A 21,051-nucleotide genomic window follows, 5' to 3' on the forward strand; every position below is an offset into this window, starting at 1 on the left:
GCCGCCATGATAGCAACTATTACACAACAAGATGCCGCGACCGAGCTTGTCGCAAATTATTTAAATACTATAAAAAATCAAGGGTTTACTGGAGATACAGACGCAAGTTATGCGACCAGACTTACAACGTCAACCGATAACAGTATTTACCAGCAGCTTCCGCAAGGTGTTATTTTTCCTAAAAGCGAAAAAGACATTCAAGTTGCTCTGCAAATAGCATCGCAAGACCCTTTTTTATCGTTAACTTTTGGTCCTCGCGGTGGCGGCACAGGAACAAATGGTCAATCTTTAACGCCTGGTATTGTGGTTGATTTATCACGTTATATGCGTGAAATCCTCGAGATAAATGTTGAAGAAGGTTGGGTACGAGTTCAAACCGGTGTGATAAAAGATCAACTTAACGACTTTTTAAAACCGTATGGATTTTTCTTTTCACCCGATTTATCTACTAGTAACCGCGCCACTATTGGCGGCATGATCAGTACTGATGCATCGGGGCAAGGCTCCTTAGTTTATGGCAAAACCAGCGACCACGTTTTAGGGCTAACCACGTATTTAGTCGACGGCACAGCAATGTCTACCAGCCCAATAGACATTGAAAAAGCAAAAATAATTGCCGATCAGGAATCCTTAATTGGCAAACTCTACAAAACAGTATTAGACATATCACTTAATGAACGCGACGCTATATTAGCCAAATTTCCACGGTTAAATAGATTTTTAACCGGTTATGACCTAGAGCATGTGCTAAGTGAAGACTTACAAACTTTTGATATGAGCCGCTTAATAACCGGATCAGAAGGCTCTTTAGGCATAGTTACTGAAGCAAAATTAAACCTAACACCTATCGCAGAATTTAAAACCCTCATAAATATAAAATATGACAGTTTTGATTCTGCGCTTCGCCATTCACCATTTTTAGTTGATGCCCGCGCAACTTCAGTTGAAACCGTTGATAGCAAAGTATTAAATTTAGCTCGTGAAGATATTATTTGGCATTCAGTATCGGACTTAATAACTGATGTACCAAATAAAGATATGCAAGGACTCAACATGGTTGAATTTAATGCTGTATCACCACAAGACATAAAAGATAAAGTAGACACATTATGTAAATTATTAGATGAGTGTGTAGCTAATCAAACTAATGGTGTTATTGGCTATCAGTTAACCAGCGATAAAAGCGATATATTAAAAATTTATGCAATGCGTAAAAAATCAGTAGGTTTACTCGGTAATGTAAAAGGCAGCCAAAAACCTCTCGCGTTTGCAGAAGACACCGCCGTTCCACCAGAGAATTTAGCCGATTATATTGTTGAATTTAGAGCGCTACTTGATAGCTATAATTTACAATATGGTATGTTTGGTCATGTTGATGCTGGCGTTTTACATGTTAGACCCGCGCTTGATATGTGTGACCCTGAACAAGAAAAATTACTGCGCACTATTTCAGATGAAGTAGTAAAACTCACCGCTAAATACGGTGGATTAATGTGGGGCGAGCACGGTAAAGGCTACAGAAGTGAATACGGTCCTGAATTTTTTGGTGAGCATTTATTTACACAATTAAGAAAAATAAAATCAGCGTTTGATCCAAACAACAAAATAAACCCAGGTAAAATATGTACCCCACTTGAAAGTGAAGACTCACTAGTTAGCGTTGATGGGCAAAAGCGTTCTTACTTCGACAAGCAAATTTCAATTGATGTTAAGACCAGTTTCAACAATGCAATGACCTGTAATGGTAACGGCTTATGTTTTAATTATGATGAAAACTCGCCAATGTGTCCGTCGTATAAAGTAACTGGCGATCGCCGTAATTCGCCAAAAGGTCGAGCAGGGCTAATGCGTGAATGGTTACGTCTTCAAGAGTCAAAAGATGTTAATTTACTTGAGGTAGAAAAAGAACTTAACAAAGGTGAAGTCATTACTTGGTGGGAGCGCTTTGTTCATAGCAGAGAGAAAAAACAAGGCGTTTACGATTTTTCGCATGAAGTAAAAGCCTCAATGGATGAATGTTTAGCCTGTAAAGCGTGTACTACGGCTTGCCCAATTAAAGTAGATGTGCCAACTTTCCGTGCCCGTTTTTTAAATTATTATCACAGTTATTATGCCCGACCACTTAAAGATTACTTAGTGGGTAATATAGAAAGCAGCGCACCGTTAATGGCAAAATTTGCGAGGGTTATTAATCCAATTGTAAAAACATCATTAGTTAGTGGCCTCATTAAAAAAACGGTCGGTTATGTTGATACCCCGCAGCTAAGTATTCCTGCACTCAACAAACGTGTAAACAAAGCGCAAAAATTTAATTTAGAATTACTTAAAAAATTAAGTACCGATGAACAAAATGATTATGTACTCATTGTTCAAGACCCATTCACCAGCTTTTACGAAGCAGAATTGGTTGAGAGTTTTATTACACTAATTACTCAGCTTGGAAAAAAACCAATGCTGTTACCCTTTAAACCCAATGGCAAACCTCAGCACGTGAAAGGTTTTTTGCATGAATTTAAGCTAACGGCAAAAAATGCTGCAGAGTTTTTAAATCAGCTTAATGATATTAATGCACCGCTAGTTGGTTTAGATGCGTCGTTAGTGATGTGTTATCGCGATGAATATAATACAATTTTAGAAAATAACCGTGGCGATTTTAATGTGCAACTTGCGCATGAATGGTTAGAAACACAATCGTTCAGTGCTTTAGAAGCTAAACAAATAAATACTGAATTTACCTTATTAAGTCACTGTACCGAAACGACTGCATTACCAAAAGCCGCAAGTGTGTGGAAAAATATTTTTGATCAGCTTGGTTTAACATTAAACACCACAAGTACTGGGTGTTGTGGTATGGCCGGCACTTATGGTCATGAAGCACAAAACCAAGCAAACTCCAAAGCACTTTATGAAATGAGTTGGAAACCTATTGTTGATAAAAATAAACCTGAGCAACTTTTATCAACGGGATTCTCATGTCGTAGCCAAGTTAAACGTTTCGAAAAGTTTAAACCCAAGCATCCAATAGAGTTACTGGCAAATGTACTTAGTTAATAATTTAATTAATTAAGCTGAAAATAAAAAGGCGTAACTTATTATTAAGTACGCCTTTTTATTTTGCTTATATTTATTTAGTTTTTTTAGCAAAACTATCTGCAATGGGTTTTGTACTAATACCGTGAATAAACACACTAAATAAAATTGTTGTCATGGCAATGGTCGCAATTTGAAATTTTTTTTCTATTTGTGTGTCTATTACCATTAAGGTAAAGACAATTGAGGCCAATCCTCTTGGCCCAAACCAAGCAAATGTAAAACGCTCTTTAATTGTTAGTGCTGTAAATTGCAATGACAGCATAACCGGTATTATTCTAATTAAAGTCGTACTTAATAATGCATACGTTATTATCGCTAAATTTAATTTAGGTAAAACTAAATAAGCACATACAAATCCAAATAAACACCAGATCATTAAAGAAGTAAAGTCAGCAATATGCTCTGAGTCTTCTATCAACTCTTTGCTTATTTTAGTAGTGGCGTATTTATCAAATAATAAACCCGCAACAAACACCGCAATAAATCCACTGCCATGAAAATATTGCGTAATCGAAAACACCGCCATAGCAAACCCCAATAATAAAAACGGACTTGTATTTTGGGCAAAGTAATGTCGCTTCATAGCAAAGTTTAAACACGGAATAAAAACAGCAATACTCAGAACAGCGGTTAATAATGCAATCCCCAACTCTGAGCTAAATATACTTAATGTTTGTGTTACGGTTACGGCAGACTCAGGGTTTTTCGCAAGTAAAATAAATACTAAAAATATAGGTACACACAAGCCATCATTTAAACCACTTTCAGTATTGATGCCTTCGCGTATTTTTTCAGGCACTTTGGTATTACTTAATAACCCTTTACTTAACGCCGCATCGGTTGGGGTTAATATAATTGCTACCAAAGCTGCTTGAATTAATGAAAGCTCAGCAAATAAAAATAATGCGGTAGCAATCCCGAGTAATAAGGTTAAAGGTAAAGCAATAAATAAAAGTAAACTAGGATATTGAAAACTATGCCTTAATACCCCTAGTTTTGATTTTGCTGCATCGGTAAACAAAAATATACTGAGCGTTAATTCTATAAAGGGCAGTAAAAAACGTAAGCCATTTTTAAAATGTTCACTTTCGTTTGGGGCTATAAATGCCAGCAGTATACCCCCTATAACAAAAAACATTGGGCCGGTAATTTCAGTTTTTTCTAGTTGGCGTAACGTTAAAGAATAAATTAAAAATAACACACCAATAAAAGCAATAACTAAGTACTCCATTAAATTTTCCTTTTTAATCCAGATTTAGCGCGCTCTTTAATATTTGTTTGAATATAAATTTGGTCGGTAGTGGCTATTTTTGCATGGCCTAAATCTTCAGATAAATGCTTTAATGGGCGAGTTTGAGCATCATGTGTTGCACCGGTATGTCGAAGCCAATGTGCTGTAGCGGCTTCAAGTTGTTCTGCATCATCTTTAAAACCATCATCAAGTAATGACTGCTGTGCAATATCAAAACTTTGTTGTACTAAACGGCGAATTTGCCTTACCGTCATACCACCTTGGCCACGAATTTTATGCACTAATGGGTCTGATTCATCAACACGGGGCAGGGCAGGCAAGCCTCGATATAATCGGTAGCGTTTTAAATATTCAATAAAATCATCACTTAATGTTACATCGCGTAATTTATTACCTTTACCCATAATACGTAAAAACCAAAAGCCATCGTTGTCTTGCCAAAAGTGTGACATAACTGGGGACCACTGTGGTCGTTCTGATAACTCTGATATCCGTAAATATAAACCTTTTAAACAGGCTAGGGTAAATAGGTTTCTTTCATATTCTGGTTTTTGTTCACACAGATCACGCGTTACACCAAATACATATTCCCATTGAATATCGCTCAATGTATCGGGAATTTGAATCTGCGATTGCACTACTAAATAAGGGCTATTTTTTTTAACCACAGGAACAAAGTTAGCAAAGGTTTTTTCTTCTAAAATAGCAAACTTGTAAAATACATTTAGGGCAGTGAACATCGCCGATAGTGTTTGTTGACTCGCAATAGATTCTTTTTGCATAAAAGGGCGCCAGTTTTGGTTTAATCGACGAATTCCTTGCTCATCTTTATAACGCCACTGCACCGAAGTTGATGCCCACTTTTTATCCGGCTCAACCATAAAATCAACGTACGCTTCAATATCCTCACGCTTTAAATCGAATACTGATTTTTCAGCTATAAGCCATGACCACAAATAAAAACGTTCTAATTCATTGCGAAAACGACTATAGGTTGCTTCGGATTTTCGGCCATAAACATACAAAAACTGATATAAAAAATTAAGATCGGTCTTTGATTCAGTTACAGTCAAGCTTACTTGCTGTATAAAAGAGGCTAGTTCTGGATATTCTGATTGGAGTGTATTATCTTCAAGATGAGCAATTTGATAACGTAGTTGTTTTAATGTATCGACCAGAGCAACAAGCATAGTAATAAAATATATAATAAAATAATAGGCTTATAGGTTAACTTTAAAGTCCGATACTGTCTAGTATTGGACATAATGAATTTAATATTTTAGCTCAATTGCTAGTAAATTAAACATATACCTTATTAAGGGAAAAATCATGAAAAAACTTCTATTGTTGAGCATGCTGCTGATCACTGTTGCATTAAGTGGCTGCGCTACAACTGGCAGTGCTTCACCGGCCGAAAAACGTGCTTTAGTACAAAGCATGAAATCGAATACATTAAGTGCTCTTTATGCTAAAAAGCCAGATGTTAAAACCCAAATTGCCAATTCAGCCGGTTATGCCGTTTTTGATAATGCCAATGTAAATGTCATTTTAGCCAGTTTTGGTGGTGGGTATGGTGTAGTAAAAAATAACTTAACTGGTAAATCTACCTATATGAATATGGGTGAAGCCGGTTTAGGCTTAGGTTTAGGCGTTAAAGACTTCAATATTGTGATGGTTTTTCACGATCAAGCTGCGTTAAATAGATTTATTAAACATGGTTGGGCATTCGGCGGAAATGCAGATGCTGCTGCAAAATACCAAGATAAGGGTGGCGCTTTAGTTGCCGAAGCCATTGCAGACCAAGTTACTGTATACTCTTTAACCGAAAGTGGCCTTGCACTACAAGCCGTTTTAAAAGGCACTAAATTTTGGGTAGATTCTGAGCTAAACTAAGCTCTTAAAACCCTATCATAAGTGGGCTAGTTTGTATGATTACGCCCGCTTTAATTTAAACGCCACAATTTAACATAACGTAATTTATGGGTAGTAACTATCAGCTATCAGCTATCAGCTATCAGCTATCAGCTAAAATAATTTTACGCTTATAGAATCTAATATACGATGCTTATTATTCTCTTTTCATTTTTTAATGAAAATTAGAAAACATGTATAAAACATTTAAAGCACAAAATAAAACTTAGAAAATTTATTTATCAGACCTAAAAAGCCAGCTTTTAAATATAATTAAAACTTAAACACTTTAAGATAAAGGCTTAAACTCTTTCATTTATATCACTTGAGATGGTTCTTTTAATTTTTAAAGTTAAATTAGTTATATAACTTCAAATCGAAGTTATCAGCATTTAATTTTTTATCAAACGCTTCGGCCAGTTTCTCAGTTTCACTAAACACGGTGTTCCAATATTTTATACGCGTGTCGGCATCAAGATCGGTAAAGTCGTTTCTGTCTGGGATTTTTCCATAAGGTAACCCTGCGACAAATTCTTTTGATGGGGTGATCATTACCACGTTGTCGTAATTTTGTGGCGACACTTTTCGTTTTAAATTTTTATCGAACCACCCTGCTTTTGGATCTGAATTAAAATGCGGATATAAAATTAAGCCTGGATTATTAATTTTTAAATCAAAGTGGTAATCAATAATACCGCCATCGCGGTAAATTCCTGGTGGTGAACCGGCAATATTTTTTATGCCTTGCATTACTAGTGGTATAGAACCTGATGCCAATAAGGCATCTTTTAAATTTGTTTGTGTGAGTTCAATGCTTTGTGTTTTAAACTTGTAGCTGTCGGTAATACTTAAATTACTATTGGGCGCGCCAAAAATAAAACGCTCGTACTGAGCGCCTAATAATTTACGATTAACACGGTTAAGCATATAACTTTTTGATAAACCCAAAAGCTGTATTAATTTATGTTCGCTAGCAATAAAGCCGTTAGATTTTGCGACAATAAAATGCGCTTTAAAAACGGGATTATTTATAATTTCAGTAACGCCATCAACACCAAATACATCATCTAATAATGCGCGGGCTTTTAGTGTAATTTCAGCGGGCGTTGGTTTATTACTAGAATATCGGGTTTGTGAATACGATTTTGCTAACCGCTTAATGGCTGCAACTGGATCGTTTTGTGCAAAGCAGGCTGAACGAAAAGCCCCTGCAGATGAGCCAATTAAATTAAGCGGTTGAGTACGATGTTTAAAAAATTCGCCAAATATATATTTGTCTAACCCAAATAAGGTAAACCATTTAGGCCCGCCACTTGCCCCTAAAAACGAGGTAAAAAGATCGGGTTTAAACCCTTGTTCGTTTATTATTTTTGCTGCAGTTTTACCTGCATAAATGTCGATCATCTAATAATACTACCTGTAGAGTCGCAGTTTAATGTTGTTAAAGCCAAACTTGAAAATGAATATTTATGCAACAACAACACGTTTAAACTTTAATCTTAATCCCAAATTCCGTCTTCACATTTGCCCTGCACTTTTACGTTTTTCACCTTAAACTCAGGCTCTATGCCTTTGTCTCTTTGTGCGTGGTAGTCGTTAGTAACAGACAAAATAGTCGGTGTGAGTAGTATAATAGCGATAACGTTTACCACTGTCATTAACCCTAGCGCAATATCGGCTAAATCCCATACTTGTTTTAAGGTGGCTGATGCGCCCCACAACATCATTGATAAATAAAGCAAAGTATAAATACCGCGCCCTACTTTGTTATCGAGCTTAAATAAGTGCAGGTTACTTTCGGCGTAGGCGTAGTTAGCAACCACCGAAGTAAAAGCAAATAAAGTAATGGCAGCGGCTACAAAATACACGCCACCTTGCGCTAAGTGAGAGGTCATGGCGCTTTGCGTTAAGCGTATGCCTTCCATTTCACCACTTATATCTACATCGGCTAATAAAATAATAACGGCGGTACAACTACACAATACGATGGTATCGAAAAACACCCCTAACATTTGTATATAGCCTTGCGTAGCTGGGTGGTTTGGCATTGGACTGGCACTTGCCGATGCATGCGGCACACTTCCCGCGCCAGCCTCATTAGAATATAAACCGCGTTGTATACCATTTTTAATGGCTGCCCCCATGGCGCCTGCGCCCGCTTCTTGTAAGCCAAACGCCGATAAAAATATATCTTTAAGCATGGCAGGTACTTGAGTGAAGTTAATCAGTGTAATTACCACAGCAACAAGCACAAACACGATGCCCATAACAGGTACTACTCGCTCGGCAAATCGGGCAATGGCTTTAAAGCCCCCTAAAATAATAGAGCCTGCTATAAGTGTGATCACAATACCTGAGTAAAAGGTGGGTATTTCAAATGCGTAATTGAGTGCATCAGTAATGGTGTTGGTTTGCATGGCGCTAAAGGTAAAGCCGTAACCTAAAAATAAACAGGCGGCAAACACAATAGCAAATGCACGACTGCCTAAGCCTTGTTGAATATAGTACGCAGGGCCACCTCTAAACTCGCCATTACTGTCGCGAATTTTATATACCTGGCCTAAAATACTTTCTGCAAATCCGGTTGCCATGCCCAGTATAGCAATGACCCACATCCAAAATATGGCGCCGCTACCACCGAGTGATATTGCTACAGCCACTCCGGCTAAATTACCTGTGCCTACTCGGGCACACAGCCCCGTACAGAGCGCTTGAAATGATGAAATATCGTTTTTATTACACTTACTACTGCCTTTTAGCAGGCTAAACATGTGCTTAAATTTAACTAGTTGAATTGCTTTTAAGCGTACTGAAAACCATATTCCGGTAAATAGGAGAATGTAAATAAGTACTTGCCCTTCGCCCCATAAAAGGCCATTGACACTTTTTACTACTGTTTCAAACATCACCCGTCCTTTATTTGTTATTTTTATATCCGCTTGCTTCTACATTTATATTTTTAGGTGTTTAAAACAATAAACGCACTGCACACCATGTGAATTTTATTTCAGTTATTATGAATATAAAATCACATTCATACCTTATCGTTTTTTATAAAAAAATCAATAATATATTTGTAGCTTCAAACGACGCAGCACTAAGCCTTGCGTTAAAATTATACGACCTCTTATATTTCCAACATAAGAATAGTACGCTTTGTTAAATTTTGTGCAGGGTTAGTCGACTCACTGTGAGTTTATGAACTGAGATTGGTGGTTGAGTTATGAATGCTTGGCTGGTTTTATTATTGATATGATGCGTTACAGTGTGGTAATTACGCTAGCTTGAGTTGTTTTAGTTTGATTAGTATTTTTTATTAATCCGTTAAAATTACAGGCTAAGTTTAACGCCAAAGCAATATACAGTAGGTGCATATTGCTTTGCATGCGACTTGTTAATTAGCGCTATAAACGCCCTAGTGGCTAGCTTACATTGCGTATTTCGGCTCACTGAAACGGTTTAACTCAGTATGATAGTTTTTTAAATAATCACGACCCGCTTTCAAGCCTAATTTATGATCAAATCTGAGGTCATCATTAGAGCTACCTAACAATTTGCTATGTAGCTTTTCGTTAGCAAAAATTTGAATAATTTCAGCATCATCTGGGGGATTAGCAATAAATTCAAGCTCGTCTAAGTACGCTTGTTCATGTTGTAACAAATAGTCGAGGGTTTTTGGGCAATATCCCGAAGCACTCGCAAGTGTTCTCAGTTTTTGTACCCACGCTGATTCTGCTTGAAAATCGGTGTCTACCGTTCTTATTACTACAATTTTACGGGCGCCACGATTATACGCTTCGCGTACCGGTAAAGGCGCAGCTAATCCACCATCTAAGAAAAAATCAGGGTTAGATTGAGCATCAACTACAGGGCTTTCATTTGCAGAATCAGTACCTAACCAAGGAGTAAGTTGAACACCTTGTTTATACAAAAAAGGTAAAGCACTTGAGGCTTTTAATAGTTCTCGCCAGTGTTTACCATCGCCAGTAGGAGATAAATAATACGGTTTACGATCTCGTGCATTGGTTGCAGTGATCAGCAGCTCTCTATCGCCAAGGCTATTTTTTGCAGTTTTAAAATCTAATGCTCTATTCACCTCAGTGGTTTTTTCGAAATACCAGTCTAAGTCAACAATGTGTTTACCCATTAGGCCGCGACCTAACTGAAAAAATCGTTTATGACGCGACAGTCCTCTGATCAAGCGTTTAGCGTAGCCTTTTTGACGCGCTAAATAACTGGTTAAATTTTGCGAGCCCGCAGACGTGCCTATAAATAAGTCAAACGGGTCGTAGTTTTGTTCTAACCACGCGTCAAGTACACCGGCTGTAAATATCCCTCGCTGGCCTCCACCTTCAGCAATCAATGCAGTTTTAGGTTGCATAGGCTTATTGAATGTATGTGGAGCAACATTTATTTGAGATTTCACGGTGTACCTCTTAGTTGTTAACTTAACGGATTATAGTTTTATTTTAACGTGCTTGATTAAATCCTTAAAACAGATTAATTGAATCAGTTCGATTGAAAATATAAATCACTTATTTTCACTCAATCTGTAACTTAATTCTTTATTTCGCTATTAGTTTAACAATGGTTGAGTGTACGCTTGCTTAATAAACAACTTAATTCTTTATTTCCATTAGGATTTGTAACGCTCGATGACGTTTTTCATCGTCATATAAATCGTTGGTGAATATAAGCTCATCGACCCCTAACTGATTCACGATCATTTCTAATTTGTGTTTAATACTTGCGGGCCCACCAGTCACACTTAGCCCTAAAAAGCTCTCAACATGTGCACGTTCTTGTTCGCTCCACAAACCTTCCATTGTTGCTACTGGGGGCTTTAACCACAACTCGTCGCCTCTGATCAACGATAGCACCCGCTGTTTTGAAGTGGTTGATAAATATTGTGCTTCTTCATCTGTATCGGCAGCCACTAAAGGTAATGCCAACATCACATAAGGCTTAGCTAATACACTTGATGCTTTAAATTCTCGTTTATACAAGGCTATTGCATCATGTGCAAAACGCGGTGCAAAGTGCCCCGCAAATACATAGGGTAATCCTTTTTTCGCCGCTAACTGGGCACTAAATAAACTTGAGCCTAACAGCCAAATCGGCACATTGGTGTTCTCACCAGGTATTGCTCGTACACGCTTAGTTCCCTCATATGGACCTAATAATGTTTGTAACTCGCTTACTTCATTAGGAAAGTTTTCAGCGCGGCTAATGTCGTTATTTAATGCACGACTTGTCACCGGATCGCTACCCGGGGCGCGCCCTAGCCCTAAATCAATTCGACCAGGGTATAAACTTTCTAAGGTACCAAATTGCTCAGCCACAACTAAAGGCGCATGATTTGGTAGCATAATTCCACCCGACCCTACGCGTATTTTTTTAGTGTTACCGGCTATGTGTCCTACTAAAATTGAAGTGGCGGCACAAACAATCCCTGGCATATTATGATGCTCGGCTAACCAAAAACGATTAAAGCCTAATTGGTCTGCTTTTTGTGCGTAGGCTGTACTTTTGTTTAAGGTGTCACTAACAGTGGCACCTTTCGGCATAGGCGCCAGTTCTAGTAACGAAAAAGGGATAGAAGTTAACACAATCGCCGCTCCTTAAATGCAGATAATTTAGGTGCTGCAATGCCACATACTTAAAACTAGTAACTGGGGCTTTTTATTCGTTATTCAACATGTTTTAGCACATAGATATAAAAACTTAAACTCACAGCAAATCAATGACTTTTTACATACTGCCCAACAAATGATCAAAAACATGGATTGATCCGCCATTCATTACTTGGCATAACTGATACAAAACGCATACACTGTACACTTATACAGTATGTGCGTTTTAGGTTGTGTTATGTTTGTTATTCCCATTTATATAGAGGCCGGTGTTTGCGGGTTTGAATCGCCTGCAGCGCAGTATAGTGAGTTAGGGATATCACTCGACGAGCTATTAATAAAACACCCAGATGCCACCTTTATTGGCGTTGCCTCAGGATGCTCTATGCAAGAAATTGGTATTTTTGAGGGCGACTTACTGTTAGTTGACCGTGCTGAAATTCCCAAAGATGGCGATGTTATTGTGGCAAACTTAAATGGTTTATTTGTATGTAAGCTGCTAGATAAAACTAATGCGCGGCTGCTCTCGGCTTCTGCTGCTTATAAGCCCGTGCAATTAACCGAGTCTGATGAATTTCAACTTGAAGGCGTGGTAACCCGCTCAATTAGGTTGCACCGCCAAAGCCCAGAGTTACTTTCATGTATGCCTTAGTTGATGCCGTGGCGTTTTATGCCAGCGCCGAAAAAGTATTCGACCCGGCTATTCGCTCAAAGCCGGTAGTGGTGCTTACCAATAACGATGGCTGCGTGTGTGCGGTATGCCCGATTGCCCGTAAGCTTAATATTCCTAAATTTGGCCCTTACTTTAAAGTAAAGCAATTACTAGCAAAACATCAGGTGGTTGTGCGCTCATCTAACTACGAGCTGTACGCTAATTTAAGCGATAGAATGATGAACGTTATTGCTCGCTTTTGTGACACCCAGCATGTTTACAGCATTGACGAATCGTTTTTGCACTTTAAAGGCTATCAGCCACTAATTACCGATTGGCATCAATACGGCCAGCTAATTAGGCGTACGGTATGGCGCGAAACCAAACTCCCTGTGGGGGTTGGTTTTGGACCAACGCCGACCTTAGCTAAAGCCGCGAATCATGCCGCTAAAAAGCTAACTGGCTTTAATGGGGTCGCCGTGATTGATGATGAAGCAAGCCGACAAGCTATTTTACAACGTATGCACTGCCAAGATGTATGGGGAGTGGGTAAACGTTTAGCTAAAAAACTGACGCTAATGAATATTAATACTGCGTGGCAACTGGCTGGGCAAAGTCCAAAAGCAATTCGTCGCCAATTTAGCGTGGTGCTTGAGCGCACAGTTAACGAGCTCAATGGCATTACCTGTTTAAACTGGGATGATGTGCGCCAAGACAAACAAGCTATTTTTTCAACACGTAGTTTTGGCCAGCGCCTTAGCGATCCTGATGCAGTGAGAACTGCATTAATAAATCATGCCAGCGTGGTTGCACAAAAATTAAGAGCGCAACAGTCGCTCACTCATCGTATTTATATTTTTGCGGCCAGCTCGTCACATGAGCAAGCTTTTTATAAAAAGTCAGCTATGCATCAATTTGATCCGCCCACTAACGATACCCGTGTTATAGCAAGTGCAGTATCAAAGAATTTTGAGCAGATATATCAACCGGGTATTCGTTTTTATAAATGCGGGGTCGGTGCGTTAGAGCTCAGCCCACAGCAGTTTCAACAACATACGTTATTTGAGCAACAAACCGATAACCTACAGTTAATGGGCTGCTTAGATGCGATAAATCATCGCTTTGGGAAAGGAATGCTTAGCGTGGCAAGCAGCCAACTAAACGAACGCTGGCATATGAATAGGGCTTTTTTATCGCCACAATATACAACCCGTTGGCGCGATATTCCTAAAATACAGTGTTAGTCAGCAACTTTAATAAATTCGCATTCAACACTTGGGCTATCTAAGGTGTATTTAAGGGTGTTATCGGTTAAAAAAGTAATAGTTTGTTTAATGGTTCTTTCGTGAATAGGATTATCACATCGACTCATACGTAAGCCGTTTTCTAGGCCATCAGTTTTATATTTAAGCGAGCTGGTAATAAAACAATAATTCGGCTTTTGAATAGTACGAGTGCCATTGTGTAAAGAATTAAACAAAATTTCTTTGCCTAAACTAAAACCTTGCTCAGGATCTTCAGGGTTATTAAATTGCAATCGACTGTTAGTGCACAAACCCGAGTTACTTGAAGTAACTTCGTAGTTACCCAGCTTAGTTTTTAATAGTGGAATAAAGCGAGTTTTATTACTTGGGCCAGCTACTGCATAACAGCTAAAAAGGCTTATGGTAAGTAAAACCAGTGTGAAAAATTTCATTATAAGCTCTATCCTCGTGTATCAACCATGATCAAGCACTGTGACTATGCTTAGCTATTTCTAACTATAACAGAGATTTACTATAAAAGATGCGAAGTCGTATTACTATGAGCAGCTGCGCAAAAACTAATTCATAATCGCCAACTTTACTATTAAACAAGCTAACAAACTTAGTTTTTTTACTAGGTAAAATCGTTTTAGCAAAAGACTGATTAGCAAAAAATAAACAACCAACACACAATAGAACTTTATAATTCTTCATTAAAAAAACCTAACGAGTCACAATATAATTAGCTTAACACATTAAGCCTACTTACTTATTTTTAAATTTATGCAAAAAAAATCCCTTGATAACAATCAAGGGATTTAATAGTTATATAATTAGACTGTTGTTATTTGTGTAACAACTGTACTCTTCTATAAACAAACAAAGCGGCTAAAAGTAATAAGAAGAAACTGAAAGAACCTCCTCCACTTTTATCACCTTCTTTAGGTGTTGCAAGTGCTTCAGGTACATTATTAACAGTAACGATAACACTTTGCTCTGTCTCCCCTTCACCATCAGAAACACTAAGTTTAAAGCCAAGCTCACTTGCTACAGATACATTTGGCGCAATAAACGACAATGTATTTGAATTAGCATCTTCAATTGCGACTTCAATACCTTGTGTTTGAACCCAGCTATAAGTAAGTTCAGATGACTCTTTGTCTGTCGCTGTTGCTGTAACGCTAACTTCTTTACCCTCATCAACCGATAAAGAAGATGAGCTCAACTCAACTTCTGGTAATTGATTAACGTGCATAAAGGTCACTGTATATACCTCTGTGAATTGCTCGTAACCATCTGAGATTAATAAAGTAATATCTGTAGTGAACGTTTCCTCTAATTCACCTACAGTCAGTGTCGCTTTACTATCTGTCTCTGAAGGCGCCAGTGATAATTGAGGATGATCAATACTCCACTCAAAACTTAGCAAATCACCATCAGGATCTGTTGTTCCTGACGCATCAAGCTCAGTAGTTGAAAGCTCTTCAATGGTTGCTGGAATTGTTACATCTAAAACAGGCGCTTGGTTTAAGCTTTCTTCAGCTAACTTAGCAACTAATTCAATTACACCATTAACTTGACCGTCTAAGTCAAATTCACTGCCGTCTGTTACTGCAAAAGTAAAGCAACCTGAACAAATTTGCTCGTACACGTTACCAGTTAGCATTGAAACCGACTGCCAGCCTGTATTAGATAACAAACGAATTTGCATTTCTGAACTTAAAATAGAGTTAACGTACTCTGGTATCGCAATTTCAGCCGTACCCGATGAGTTTGAAAGAGTAATGTGAATATTTACAATATCACTTTTAGCTTGAAAGTGAGGTTCTGTAACGTCTAAGCTATCAAAGTAAGTACTTAAGTGTTGCTCTGAAATAGACATATCAGCAATCATTTGCGTTACAGTAGCCTGTTTAATGTTACCTACTGACAAGTGATTAAACTCATCGATACTACGAACCATATCACCTGAATCTAAAACAGCTGAATGCGTAATAGAAGAGCTATCTAAGTAATCAACAATGCCGTCTTTATCGCCATCGCTCACACCTTCTTCAGCATCAGGAATACCATCACCATCAGTATCTAACTCAAGATCATTAAAAGTAACTGCGTCAATCACACGTAAACTAATTTGATCCGTTGCAACAGCTTCGCTATTTTGTTTTATAGTGAATGCAATGTCTAGATTGTCAGAATCTGTAAGTAATTGAGGCGTAAATGTAATATTCCACTTTGAGGGACCAATTTTATTTACAAAGTAATCACCTTGTGAAGATAGTTGGAGCTCTATTGAATTATCAGCTGCTGCACTAGGTAAATTAACTGCATTAACTTCAACAATAAAGTCTGATGAATCACGTTGAACTATATTGCTTATTACTTTTCCATTTTGATATAGATTAGTAATAAATTCAGGTTTTGCAGTTTCATTTAGAAAGACTAACTGGCTAATATCATTTCCATCGGTAAATGAATTACTTGTCGTATTAATGCGAATATTCGACGCATTTTCAAAGAACTCACGTTCTAACTCTACCTTGACAAGGCCATGCAGGTTTGTAGATATATATTTACTAGTATTATTTCCAATCAGATCAAAGCTTACTGAACCGTAAGGGCTTTTACCACTTATGAATACATCAATAACCGCATTACCATCTTGATAAACATAGGTAGTGGGCTGGATACTAACCTTAGGAAAAACACGAGCATTTACTTCACCTGTAGAAGTATTACCCGCTCCATCAACGGCCGAAACAGGAATTAAAGTATCCCCCGTTCTGAACACAAAGTTACTATTAATATCGATAATAGCCACACCCGATACACTATCGTAGATAGCATTAGAGTTAAATAATGCCGCTTTTATGTTATCAATTGAGCTGCCATAAACATTGACTGAGTAATAGTTTTGTATAACAGGTGGCGTTGTGTCAACCAAGGTTACCGTTTGAATAGCCGTAGTTTCGTTACCAACATAATCACGAGCAACCCATGTAATTTGATGTTCACCAAGGGGCAAGTAAGACCCAGAAGCAGCATAAACATAAGGTTCTAAATGTCCGTTATCAGTTGCCTCAGGAACAAAAATATTTGTAAGGTTAGTATTTTGAGAAGTTGCTTCAAGAGTAATTGGCTCTAAACTTGATACAAAAACAGGGGCTATATTTTCACCCAAGCTAGAATCTGTTGGGTGACTATCTTCACTATCTAGTACACCGTCGCCATCTGTATCTGTAGAAAGCGGATTACTCGATATCTGATACTCGTTTAAATTAGATAAACCGTCGTAGTCTGGATCATTTGATGCATCATAAGAATCAAGTGCATTTAGTCCATTCTGTGCTTCCCAATAATCTGGAATACCGTCGCCATCAAAGTCACTAACTACATCCAGCTCAGCTGTCCATGAGATATTATCAACTGAAAAAGGCATATCTACTAAATAAGGGCTCTCATATTTTACCTTAACAATATTAAAACCATCGTTTACCGGAATTAACAAACGAGAGCGATAATGCTTATTATTGTACTGAGTACCGTTAACACTAATTTGGAATAATGAGTTACTGTTTGAAAAGTAATCTAAATTAATGAACCCCGCCTCAAATAACCCTGCAATTGCAAAGCCGCTTTTACTACCTGCTGGAGAAGCATTTAGGCTTAAGCTTGATGTACCATCCGTAGACCAGTTGGTATTAAGCTGCCATTGAGTAGAGTGCTCTGCAAGCTCAGTAAACATAACTGGCAAAAGCCCTTCTTCAAAGCTTTCATTTAGCTGAGAAAAAGACTGCACAGTCGATGTTGCATCATTAGCAACGCTTTGCCCATAGAACTCTTGAATATTAGTATAACCATCAGCATCAAAATCTAAACTCGCATCTGAAGGGTCAAGTGGTAGCAAGCCATTATTAACTTCATAGCCATCACTTAACTCATCAGAATCTGTGTCAGATGAATTTGGATTTGTTCCTAGGTTATACTCATCAAGGGCTGAAAGGCTGTCAGCGTCTTTGTCAGATAGTGCATCACTTGCATCAAAACGATTTAAACCATTTAGTAGTTCCCAATAGTCTGGCATTTGATCGTTATCAGTATCGGTTTGATCACCGACTGGAAGCATAGCAAAATTATCAAGCCATACTGCATCAGCATCAGTTGATACTGATCCGTCTTTGGTATATTTGAACTCAATCTTATGCAACCCTTCACTAATATTAACTAAAAATGAAGTTTGCTCAGGTGCGTCTAAATTTCCACGTTCAGCATTACCAATAACTTCTTGGCCATCTATAGTCACGATAAAAAAGTCACAACACGATTCAGAATCAATCTTATAATCGAACGCTAAAACCCCTTCTTCAAATAAACCCGTGACAGTAAACCCGCTAAACTGAGAATCAGTGATGTCTCCCGAGCGAATACTTTGTAAGCCCTGTGTGGCAAAGTCGTTTGTGATAAACCACGGTGCACTTGAGTCTACTGACTCAGTCATCCATGTTGGAAGTGTATCGCCTTCGAATGATGTTGTGATATTTAAAACAACAGGGTAAGAGGCATCTGACTGAGGATCTGTATTTGCTTGATACTCTGTGAAGTTAGTAAATCCATCATTGTCAGCATCTTGTGACGCATCGGCGGCATCTGTAAGATTTAGACTGTTGTTATACTCCCACCCATCGGGCATTAAATCGCCATCAGTATCTGAGTTGTTAGGTAAACCGTTATTTAAAAACTCAAGAAGGTTAGATAAACCATCGTTATCTAAATCAAGCGCTGAGTCGTCAGTATTTATATCCAAACCATACGATAATTCCCACATATCTGACATACCATCACCATCAGAGTCAGGGAAACTAGGCCCAATGTATAAATTATCGATAAATACAGCATCTAAACCTTCAGACACTATAACGTCTTTAGTGTATACAAACTTAACTGTATTAAACCCAGTAGGTAATGGAAAAGAAGCCACCTTCCAATCAGTTAGGCCTGACTCATCAAGAACTAGTGCGTCGTTAATATAAACTTTAAAGAAGTCATAATTTGCTTCAGTTTCCAATAAGTAGTTAAAGTTAACAAAACGTTGTTCGTCACTTATAAATTGAAATTCAACACTCGTTTGTTGCGAATCAGTAATATCACTGCTAGTTAACACTAAGCCATCATGGCCGTCATAATCAGTAATAAACCAAGGCGTTTGAGGGGTTGAAGAAACTAAAAATTCAGGGACAACTGCGTCATCAAAATTATAAGTAGTTTCAGGAAAAACAGAAGGTTCAGAGTTTGGATCAGTTGGGTCGCTGTTGCCATAGTACTCAATTAAGTTAGCCCAGCTATCGGAATCAAAATCAAGTTCTGCATCAGCTGCATCGAGTGGATTAAATGCAAAAGTGACTTCCCAGCCATCTGGCATACGATCGGAATCTGAATCCGCGTTGTTAGGCAACGTCATGTAGACGTTTAATTCATCGTAATCAGATAAGCTATCAGCATCAGTATCAACTGAGTTTGGAAGAGTATTTGCTAAGTATTCTTCCAAGTTAGAAAGGCCATCTTGGTCCAAATCTAAGTTGGCATCATCGGCATCTGACGGGTCTAGTCCGTATAAAAGTTCCCAGTAATCATCCATGAGATCTGAATCAGTATCGACAAACTTAATATTATCGCAAATAACTTCTACTTCATTAAATGCTGAAATTACATCAAATGCATTATAATTTAAATCAATTGCAGAGTTGATTGCTCCACATGCACCATCGATAAAACCACTCGAATTAACCCAGTAGTTTTGATTTGCTTTTAGCATTATTTCAAACGCTTTTTGAGGATTCCAACCATCAGTATTTGAAAGAAGGAAAAAAGCACGGTTAAAAACGCCACTACTAAAGTGAACATCCATGCCCGGATAAAAATCGCTGGCTTTATCAATAGAAACGCCATCTAATGAAGGCGTTTCAAAGTAACGAAGGGCTGGATCTACTTTTGAAATATCCGCCCCTGATAACCAGTCAGTTTCACCACGTAAAAAATACTCTGCAGTTTCACCTGCCATATCAGAGAAAGACTCGTTAATTCCGCCTGATTGATTAGAGTAAATTAGATTGGAGTTTTGACTAGTAAAGCCGTGGCTAACCTCATGAGATACAATATCAAGTGAAACCAGCGGGTAAAATCTATCAGCGCCATCACCAAAGGTCATTGCTTGGCCATTCCAAGTGGCATTTTCCCAGTTATCACCACTGTGAACTCGCATTAACAATTGAAATGTAAGCGGTGCAGTGTTGTACCATTGTTGATACATATCAAAAACTGCGGTTCCAAATGCATGAGCGTCATTTAATGGAGAAAAAGCACCATTTATTTCCTTATGTGTATTACGATCACATGTGAATGAAAAGGCTTCACTTGGCTCAGAGCCCGATTCCATAGTGACCGTTTTTACTTTGTCATTTTCTAAAAAACAAGTCCCACCGACTTGGGTAACATTAAATGCGTCTTTATCTGTACCGTATTCATACTGGCCAATCTTTTGATTGCCACCAGGTCCTTTACCGTCAACACTTTGAATATTATCCCACAGTTCAAAAATCTGATAAGTAGATTCACTTATTAAACCAATTGGCATTGTTTCAATGCCATTTTTAGTTACTTTGAGTTCAATTAAGCGAACGTAATAAGCCTTGCCATCATGAATATAAATATAGCGTTTATTATTTATTATTTGGCTCTCAAGCGAATCATCTAATTTAGACTTCGTCAGCAAAGATTTAACAGCTTTTAACTCATCAAAAGTAGCGCTCGCTGTTTTATTCAAAGATGCAAAGTTAATGTTTTTAGCAAAAAAGCCACTAATATGTTCAGAGTTAGGCTGAACTCTAATTTGCTGACCCCATACTGGAACCCCAGAAAAGTATTGCTGCATCTTTTTAGAAGACACATTAACTTGTTGTGAAAGGCTCAATTGAGGTTGTTCTAGTTCTACAAAATAAGAACTTGCAGAAGACTTATTAGCAATAGAGGCGTTTTGATTTAAAAGTTGCTTAACTTCTTGGGTGGATGATTTATTTATTCGCTGCGAAACAGCAGCTTGAGAACTTAGCGTGTTCAAAAAGCAAAATGCTATCAATCCTGATGAAAGTGTTTTATACATAACATTCCTATGTCGTATATTATAATTATTCAGTGTTTATTCATTTAAATAACGCTCAAATGTAACATATTTGATAATGGGGAGTCATTCATAAAACTAAATAAATAGGT

12 protein-coding genes are annotated in these 21,051 nt (G+C 37.9%); 4 read left to right on the forward strand and 8 right to left on the reverse strand.

The annotated features are described in order from the left end of the window. Positions 1-6: 6 nt before the first annotated feature. Positions 7-3,051: an FAD-binding and (Fe-S)-binding domain-containing protein gene (locus BW139_RS15960; protein WP_076920311.1), complete on the forward strand. Its 3,045-nt coding sequence runs from the start codon at positions 7-9 to the stop codon at positions 3,049-3,051. Between the two features lie 73 nt (positions 3,052-3,124). Here BW139_RS15960 and BW139_RS15965 read toward each other — a convergent pair whose 3' ends face one another. Both BW139_RS15965 and BW139_RS15970 read right to left on the reverse strand, forming a co-directional pair. Continuing rightward, positions 3,125-4,324: a sodium:proton antiporter gene (locus BW139_RS15965; RefSeq protein WP_076920312.1), complete on the reverse strand. Its 1,200-nt coding sequence runs from the start codon at positions 4,322-4,324 to the stop codon at positions 3,125-3,127. Continuing rightward, the gene (locus BW139_RS15970; protein ID WP_076920313.1) at positions 4,324-5,535 is read right to left on the reverse strand and encodes a tyrosine-type recombinase/integrase; all 1,212 of its coding nucleotides are present in this window, start codon (positions 5,533-5,535) and stop codon (positions 4,324-4,326) included. The genes BW139_RS15965 and BW139_RS15970 overlap by 1 nt, the downstream gene beginning before the upstream one ends. A 139-nt stretch (positions 5,536-5,674) precedes the next feature. Between BW139_RS15970 and BW139_RS15975 the strand changes: the two genes are divergently transcribed. Then, positions 5,675-6,238 carry a YSC84-related protein gene (locus BW139_RS15975; protein ID WP_076920314.1) on the forward strand — a complete coding sequence of 188 codons (564 nt, stop codon included), beginning with the start codon at positions 5,675-5,677 and terminating at the stop codon, positions 6,236-6,238. Between the two features lie 375 nt (positions 6,239-6,613). Here BW139_RS15975 and BW139_RS15980 read toward each other — a convergent pair whose 3' ends face one another. From BW139_RS15980 to BW139_RS15995, 4 genes are all read right to left on the reverse strand, one after another. After that, positions 6,614-7,660 carry a patatin-like phospholipase family protein gene (locus BW139_RS15980; RefSeq protein WP_076920315.1) on the reverse strand — a complete coding sequence of 349 codons (1,047 nt, stop codon included), beginning with the start codon at positions 7,658-7,660 and terminating at the stop codon, positions 6,614-6,616. A 95-nt stretch (positions 7,661-7,755) separates the two neighbouring features. Further along, on the reverse strand, positions 7,756-9,162 hold the full coding sequence (locus BW139_RS15985; protein ID WP_076920316.1) for a sodium:alanine symporter family protein: 1,407 nt from the start codon (positions 9,160-9,162) through the stop codon (positions 7,756-7,758). Between the two features lie 521 nt (positions 9,163-9,683). Further along, the gene (locus BW139_RS15990) at positions 9,684-10,637 is read right to left on the reverse strand and encodes a patatin family protein (RefSeq protein ID WP_175611421.1); all 954 of its coding nucleotides are present in this window, start codon (positions 10,635-10,637) and stop codon (positions 9,684-9,686) included. A gap of 238 nt (positions 10,638-10,875) precedes the next feature. Then, positions 10,876-11,865 carry an LLM class flavin-dependent oxidoreductase gene (locus tag BW139_RS15995; protein WP_076920318.1) on the reverse strand — a complete coding sequence of 330 codons (990 nt, stop codon included), beginning with the start codon at positions 11,863-11,865 and terminating at the stop codon, positions 10,876-10,878. A gap of 262 nt (positions 11,866-12,127) precedes the next feature. Here BW139_RS15995 and umuD point away from each other — a divergent pair, with 262 nt between their 5' ends. Then, a complete protein-coding gene (gene umuD, locus BW139_RS16005; protein ID WP_008111480.1) occupies positions 12,128-12,541 on the forward strand; it encodes a translesion error-prone DNA polymerase V autoproteolytic subunit in 414 nt (137 codons plus the stop codon). Then, on the forward strand, positions 12,529-13,785 hold the full coding sequence (locus tag BW139_RS16010; RefSeq protein ID WP_076920319.1) for a Y-family DNA polymerase: 1,257 nt from the start codon (positions 12,529-12,531) through the stop codon (positions 13,783-13,785). Before umuD ends, BW139_RS16010 begins: the two co-directional genes overlap by 13 nt. Here BW139_RS16010 and BW139_RS16015 read toward each other — a convergent pair. Further along, positions 13,782-14,237 (reverse strand): hypothetical protein, encoded by a 456-nt coding sequence (locus BW139_RS16015; protein WP_076920320.1) that lies wholly within the window; start codon positions 14,235-14,237, stop codon positions 13,782-13,784. The two genes, BW139_RS16010 and BW139_RS16015, sit on opposite strands and share 4 nt — an antisense overlap. 392 nt (positions 14,238-14,629) lie before the next feature. Beyond that, entirely contained in the window at positions 14,630-20,941 is a 6,312-nt protein-coding gene (locus BW139_RS16025; protein ID WP_076920322.1) for a M4 family metallopeptidase, read from the reverse strand. Positions 20,942-21,051: the final 110 nt, after the last annotated feature.

Origin of the sequence: Pseudoalteromonas sp. SK18, assembly GCF_001974855.1 — a bacterium.
In the GTDB taxonomy this organism is placed as follows: domain Bacteria; phylum Pseudomonadota; class Gammaproteobacteria; order Enterobacterales; family Alteromonadaceae; genus Pseudoalteromonas.